Below are 7,324 nucleotides of genomic sequence, written 5' to 3'. Positions count from 1 at the left end.
GCCCGGTTTAAAGGTTACATTCAAAGTCATCTGCCCGTTATTGGTGCTGTTGCTTTGCATGTACTCCATACCCGGAGTTCCGTTCACTTGTTCTTCAATAGGGGTAGCAACCGTTTGTTCAACAGTTTGAGCGTCGGCACCGGTAAACTGGCCGTTAACCTGTACAATAGGCGGCGTAATATCGGGGTATTGATCTATAGGTAAAAGCAAGATGCATACCGTACCTGTAATTACCAATACAATGGATATTACAATTGCAGTTACAGGTCTTTTTATAAAGGTATTTGCTATCATAAATATTGTCCTGAATAAATTAAGTTGTTTTGTTCGGCTGCTAACGACCGCCTTTACCGCCTGCTGACGGTGCCGCCTTATTGGCCGTTGTTATCGGGGAACCGTTGCGCAGCAGTTGTACGCCATCAACCACAATCCGGTCGCCGGCTGTAATGCCACTTTTGATGATCATACCAGCGCCAATGGTTTGACCCGGCTGTACCTTTTTTTGCACCGCAAAAAGCCTGGATATTTTGTTTTTGGCAGAGTCGGCCCCGGCCTTTGGATTATTAACCAAACTGTCTTTGGCGGTAAATACAAAGTATTCGCCCATTTGCTCAACTACAGCTTTACCCGGCACTACCAGTTGTGGGCCTGCTTCCTGGTTATGCACCCGCACCACGCAGCTCATTCCCACCTTTAACATACGTTGGGGATTGGCAAATACAAGCCTTATGGTAACGGAACCGGTTTGGGAATTAACCGCACGATCAATAACCGAAATTTTACCATTTACAGGATAAAGTGAATTATCTGACAATAAGAGCGTAAAAAGCGAATCTACAGTAGGGCTTTTGCGTTGTTGCAGGCGCTCAAATTGAGGCAGCTGTTTTTCATTGATTACAAAATCAACCGCCATAGGGTCATCTGTTGATATCGTATTTAATACGGTAGCGCCGGTATTAACCACATCACCTAATTTAACCTGGCTAAAACCTATGGTACCACTAAATGGCGCGTAAACTGTAGCATAGTTTAAGTTGGTTTTGGCGGTTTTTACTGCCTGACCGGCTGCATTTACCTGGTTTTGGGCGTTTTGCAACGCGATGACTGCATGGTCATAAAGCTGTTTGGCAACAGCATTGTATTTGTTTAAGTACTCATACCGGTCGGCATCTTGTTGCGCCTGGGTCAGGCTGCCTTCGGTGACTTTTCTGTTGGCAACTGCGGCATCGTAATTATCCTGGTATATACGCCTGTCTATTTCAAAAAGCTTTTGCCCTTTTTCTACATGGGTACCTTCGGTAAAGAATATACCGGTTACGGCCCCCTGTACCTGCGGAAGCAGGTTAACCTGGCTTAAAGCGGCAGTTGTAGAGGGGTACTGATCGTAATAAAGCACATTTTTTGCTTTAACTTTCAGTAGGTTAACAGGTATTTCAGAATTAACAGGTGGCTGTTTTTGTTTGCACGAGCCAAGGATAAGGATGCTTATAAAGCTGGCGATTAATGATCTTTTATTCATGGAGGTTATATTTTCTTGGCATTAATAAGTAATGTCACCCATTGCTTTTTGCAGGTCTATTTTGCTTGACAGCAGCTGGAACAATGAGTTTGTATAATTTATTTCTGCGGTAATGAGATTTGATTCGGCCGTTATTACATTCAGGTAGGCTACAACGCCTTGTTTATATTGCAGGTCGACAACAAAGTACACCCGCTTTGCCATGCCTACATTTTTTTGCTGCTCTTGGAAACTGTACAAGTTGCTTTTGTAGTTGGCCAGGCTAACCGTGTAATCTTTATAAAGCCCAAGTTTTAAGTCCTTCTCGTCCCAGGTGATCAGTTGTTCCTGTAGGTGTGCTTTATGTATATTATGGGTGCGGGCGAAGCCTGTAAAAATGGGGATGCTGAGCGATAAGCCAACCGATGAGCTTGGGTATGAGCCCGACAACAGATCTGAGAAATGATTATTACCAAACTGGAGCCCGTAATTAAAAAAGCCAGATAAAGTAGGCAAAAAGGCATATTTATAATAGTTGGTAAGCTGTACCTGCAAATCTTTACGGGTTTGGATCTGCTGATATTCTATCCTGTTTTCATATTGCAGCCGCTTGTTGGTATCGATACGGATATCGTTCATCATTTGCACGGTATCGATACTTACATTAAACTGTTTTTCGGGTTCGTACCCCATCAACTGCTTCAAAGCGGCGTATTGCGGGATAAGGTTTTCTTTAGCCTGTTTTAACTGCGTTTTGGAGTTGCTAAGGGTGATAGTTGCCTGCAGATAATCGGTTTCATCAGCAATACCTCCCTTGTACTGGTGATAGGCGTCGCGCAGGCTTTTGCCAAGCCTTGTGGTATCCTCTTTGAGCACGTTGATTTGCTGCAGGGTCAGCAGTACATTATAAAAAGCTTTGCTGACCGATGTTACCAGGTAAATTTTGGTGCTGTCTGTAACTTGCTTAGCTTGTTTTACCAGTAAGGGCGCGCTTTTGGCAGCATATAACAAACTCGGGCTTACAATAGCTTGCGATACAGATAGTTCGGGAATAAACGTATTGGCGTAGTTACTGCGGATGGACGTGCCGGTCGTAGTTCCGGTTGCCGAGCCGTTACCTGTACTGGTTGAAATATTGTTGTTAGGTTGCTGTATGTAATGAACAAGATTACCACTGGCATTAACCTGGGGTAGCCATGCCGCCAAATTAATAGCGTTGGAGGTGCGGGCTATATCTGTATTGATCAATGAACGATTTAATGCAGGCTGATGAACTAAAGCATAATCAATACACTGCCTTAGGGTAAGGTATTGGCCTGTATCCTGTGTATGAGGCATAATAGGAAAACCGACTTTGCCGGTATCCGGAACCTGGTCTGGAGCAGGGAATTGCTTTTTATTGTTTTGTGCTGAAGCGTTTAATGATATAAGGCACAACCCTGTCGCCGTTAAAAGAAACAGGCCTACTAAGTTGGTGCTGAAAAACGTGATTTTCATTATTAACCGATATTTATTTAGAATTGACTTTAACCAGGCATATACATGTATATGCAGGAGTCAGTAGGGCTGAAGCACAGTTGTTTGCGCCAGTTTCATACTCAAACTCTGCAATGTTTATGCATTGCCCTGATTAAAATATTGTTGATGAGTACGCAGAAAAAATCGCGTAATAAAGTATGGTCAAACCTGTTTTGGTTCTAAAATTTAGCAGACCATAAATGAGGATGTGATCAGATCCTTAACCTGCGTAGTTTGAGATAAGCATCGGGGTAAGAAAGATATGCTGGGGCGGAATAGATTTCGCGTTTTTTTGTTAAAAACGTTAAAGCTATAGCGCTGAAGATAAATGCAAGTAGGGGGGTAAAAGCTGTTGTTTTAGGAACCAGGCTTTTGCGTTTGCTTTCAATAACCGAACGGATGCCATGATGCAGCGACGAGGTACTGTTACCCTGGCTGTGATTTTTATGGATAAACTCGTTATTGATTGAGACTTTAAGTTGTGACTCCGCTTTATTCAGATTAGGTAAGAAAAATATACGCGTTAACGCGACAAATAAATATGCCGCTAATACAAGCATATTTACAGACTGATTAACGATATTTTTAAACCGGTTCACCCTTTGAGTTTTAACGTGTTTGTAGTACAATACAACGGTTAATAATGTTTTGTAACTATTTAAGTACAAACATGAAAGCCGCGATTAATTATGCAAAGACTAATGTGGCATACCGCCCACAGGCAATGAAAATCCTGCTGAAAGGGCGAATAACACTATTAAAGTAGCTATATACCTGCTATCCTTAATTCAAATATTCTTTGCTCAGCAATAATAGTAAGATTTATTTCCTGCTGTTGTAAAAATTGCTTTACACCATTGAGTATCTATCTCCTATATCACTGTCTTTATGAATGATAATACGTTGCATCCGGTATTATTTTAGTTCTCCCTGATTAATTACCTTTTATAAATCTAACCTTACTGGTTATTAAATATTGTTTGGCCAACATTGAAGTTGTCTGTCTTCATAAAACAGGCAGGGGAAAGTTGCACCCCTGAAAATGCAGCATCATCAAATGTTTTTTATTTATACATCCTTTAAAAACTTCTGTTTTAAGGAACGATTAACGGACTCTTTTAATCCCTGTCGTCCTCTAATGCAGTGTTGTTAAGGATTAGCGGGAGCGTTTTCTTTAACCAATTAGTAAACGTACCTGGTAAATAAGGCCGGTTAAATGCCTGCCAATACATTAAGAATTTTAAAAAATATGAGAAACAAATTATTAATATTAATCAGCTGCGGTATAATTGCCGTCGCGGGCTGTAAAAAAACAGTTTCACCCGGAAGCATCGCCGCAGAAACCAATCAAACCGGGGATGGTAAGCTTAAAACAAATGCCACATTCAGTTTCATACATCCGGGGATGCTGCATACCTCTGCCGATCTGATCCGGATGCAAACACAGGTGAATGCCAATGCCTCGCCCTGGGTTGATAGTTATAATATACTCTCAACCAATTCCTATGCGCAACTTAGTTATACTATGGCCGGTCCGAATGATACGATTACGCGGACAAGTACGGGCGGTAATTACGTGCACGTTATGCGTGACGCTGCCGCAGCCTACCAGGATGCTTTGGAGTGGTACATCACCGGCAATAATGCCTATGCCGACAAAGCAGTGAGTATTCTTAATGCCTGGGCAACAACGTGTAAGGCAATAGGGGGTGATTCAAACTATGCGCTGGCTTCCGGCCTTTACGGATACCAGCTTGCAAACGCTGCCGAGATCCTTCGTGCGTATAGTGGCTGGTCGGCTACCGATTTCGGTAATTTCAAAACATTTATGTTAAATGTTTTTTACCCGGCAGCTAATGGTTTTTTAACCAATCACAATGGTACCTGCGATACCCATTATTGGGCCAACTGGGATTTGTGCAACATGGCTACTATTTTATCTATCGGTATTTTATGTGACGATCAGGCCAAATTTAACCAGGCCATAACGTATTTTAAGAGCGGCATCGGGAATGGAAACATTGACAGAGCTGTGTTCTATGTTCACCCCGGCAACCTTGGGCAAAACCAGGAAGCAGGTCGCGATCAGGGACATGCAACGCTGGACATATCGCTGGTCGGCGCATTTTGCCAGATGGCCTTTAACCAGGGCCAGGATCTGTTCGCGTATGAGAGCAACAAGGTACTTGCCTTAGCTGAATATACTGCAATGTATAACCTGAATTTGACAGTGCCTTACAATACTTACAACAATTGCGACAATGTTAACCAAACCGTCATTTCTGCTGCTTCGCGAGGTACTGCTCGCCCGAGCTGGGAATTGATCTATAACCATTACCAGAATGTGATGGGCGTGACCGCAACTTACAGCAGCCAGTTTGCAACCCTGGTAAGACCTGAAGGCGGCGGCGGAAACTATGGTTCCAGCAGCGGTGGGTTTGATCAGCTTGGGTTTGGTACACTTACCTGTACCGTTGGTACGCAACCCATTGCCAATGGTACTTACCATCTGGTTAACCGGGCTACGGGCAAATACCTCGATAACATCGGCGCAACCACAGATGGAGCTAACGTAGGGCAATGGGCTTCGAGCACCAGTAATAATCAAAAATGGACATTAACCTATACCGGCGGCTATTATAAACTGATTTGTGTATCCAGCGGAAAAGCACTGGACAGCGATGACCATACGGCCGATGCTTCAACCGTTGTACAGTGGACCAGCGGAAGCAGTACCAATCAGCAGTGGACAATTGTTCCGATAGGTTCATACTATAAAATTGTAAACCGAACTAATGGTAAATGTCTTGATACCGGTGGGGGTACGGCAAACGGCAGTCCCATGGAGTTTTATGGTAACAATAGCAGCCTTAACCAACAGTGGAGCATAGTACCATGATGAATGGAGTTTAAATCCGGCTCAATCCGATAAAGTATATAAATAACACCGTAAAAAAGCGAACCTAACAGTTCGCTTTTTTAGTTTAGATCAAAGGAGTGCGCAATCAAACTTCAGGCCGTTTTGCACATCTGGAAATGCTAAATGGTTATTCTGGTTTCCATCCCTCAGCCGGGTATTTTTCAACTCAATTAAGGAGGGGAGATACACTGATACTATTTTACCATGATTTGTCCTGTAGTCCGTAGTTTATTTTCAGGAAATTTTCATTTCATAAAAAAAGCGTACATTTTTTATGAAATATTAGCCATGTTTATTATTAATGTAAAAAATACATGTAAAAATCTATTTATAACAAAATGTGCTATTTTGAAAAAATAATGTTTTTAAATGTTTATTTTATTGTGTCGTTAATAAAATTTCGTGGTATTTGATATTTAATTCGCAAAACTAAAAAACCATTTGTGCAAATTGTACACTATCCTTAATTTAGGATTAATCAAAAGCGATAAACCTAATTAATAAATAAACTTACTTTAATATTATTTTATCACTGATAAAAAATAACTTTTGAAAGGCGGGTAAAGCCTTGTTAATGTTATGTTTCCGGGTTACGGCCGCAAGGCTTATCTCACATTAAATCCGGTAGCTAATTAACAATAACAAACGCTGTACTACCGCAAACAGAATGAATGAATTTCGTTGCCGGGGGATATTGCCGCAAGGCTTATCTCACAATCAATCTCCCGGTCTATGATTTGCATTTGTAAAAACTATAACTGTTATTGCCTACACAATAATCAGTATCACATTTATTTTTTGACTGTTGCCGGCTTTGTCCTACACTATAGCCTTGTAACATTTTATTTGCGGCGAGAATGTATTATACATGCTCCTGCGGCAATGTCTCTACCATTGCCTAAAAGTCAGAAAAAGCTAAAAAATTCCAGGGCAATGCCTCTACCACTGCCGTAACCAATTCGCTGTATTTCAGCTTTTTGGGCTATGTTCTTAATCAAATATATTAACTAAATTAAATTAAATCATGCTTAAAAATTTACTTCTCAGGGGGAGGTTTCTTGCTGCGCTATTGTGCTGCCTGATATCCTCGGTGGTAGTTACAGCCCAAACAAAGTACAAAGGAAAAGTTATCGGAAGCGACGATAAGCAACCGGTTATCGGGGCATCGATCCGCCTCAAGGGTTCAACAACCGGTGCAATAACCGATGTCAACGGTGAGTTTACACTTACCCTTAAGCCGGGCAACGTGCTGGTTATTTCCTATATCGGTTATCAATCAACTGAAGTTACAGTAGGAACCGATCCTAATTTAAAGATCACCTTAAAAGCCGGTAGTAATTCACTTAATGAAGTAGTAGTTACCGGTTACGGTTCGCAACGTAAAAAAG

At 41.7% G+C, this 7,324-nt stretch carries 6 protein-coding genes; 2 read left to right on the top strand and 4 right to left on the bottom strand.

All coding sequences use genetic code 11. The features are described from left to right. The 4 genes from VF500_RS07830 to VF500_RS07815 form a co-directional block, all read right to left on the bottom strand. On the bottom strand, positions 1–294 hold a 294-nt coding region (locus VF500_RS07830; protein WP_330859141.1), incomplete at its 3' end, for an efflux RND transporter permease subunit. Between the two features lie 40 nt (positions 295–334). After that, entirely contained in the window at positions 335–1,519 is a 1,185-nt protein-coding gene (locus VF500_RS07825; protein ID WP_330859140.1) for an efflux RND transporter periplasmic adaptor subunit, read from the bottom strand. 21 nt (positions 1,520–1,540) lie between these two features. Next, a complete protein-coding gene (locus tag VF500_RS07820; RefSeq protein ID WP_330859139.1) occupies positions 1,541–2,995 on the bottom strand; it encodes a TolC family protein in 1,455 nt (484 codons plus the stop codon). A 233-nt stretch (positions 2,996–3,228) separates the two neighbouring features. Continuing rightward, complete coding sequence (locus tag VF500_RS07815; RefSeq protein ID WP_330859138.1) at positions 3,229–3,615, bottom strand: hypothetical protein; 387 nt, start codon at positions 3,613–3,615, stop codon at positions 3,229–3,231. A 650-nt stretch (positions 3,616–4,265) separates the two neighbouring features. On the opposite strand from VF500_RS07815, the gene VF500_RS07810 reads away from it, so the two are divergent. Together VF500_RS07810 and VF500_RS07805 are read left to right on the top strand one after the other, a co-directional pair. Further along, a complete protein-coding gene (locus VF500_RS07810; protein ID WP_330859137.1) occupies positions 4,266–5,915 on the top strand; it encodes an RICIN domain-containing protein in 1,650 nt (549 codons plus the stop codon). Positions 5,916–6,960: 1,045 nt separating this feature from the next. Then, positions 6,961–7,324, top strand: a 364-nt coding sequence (locus tag VF500_RS07805) for a carboxypeptidase-like regulatory domain-containing protein (protein WP_330859136.1), incomplete at its 3' end; no start/stop codon positions are given.

Origin of the sequence: Mucilaginibacter sp., from assembly GCF_036383575.1 — a bacterium.
GTDB lineage: Bacteria > Bacteroidota > Bacteroidia > Sphingobacteriales > Sphingobacteriaceae > Mucilaginibacter.
Note: the sequence above shows the minus strand (reverse complement) of the source record. Positions and strands in the feature narration are given on the sequence as shown.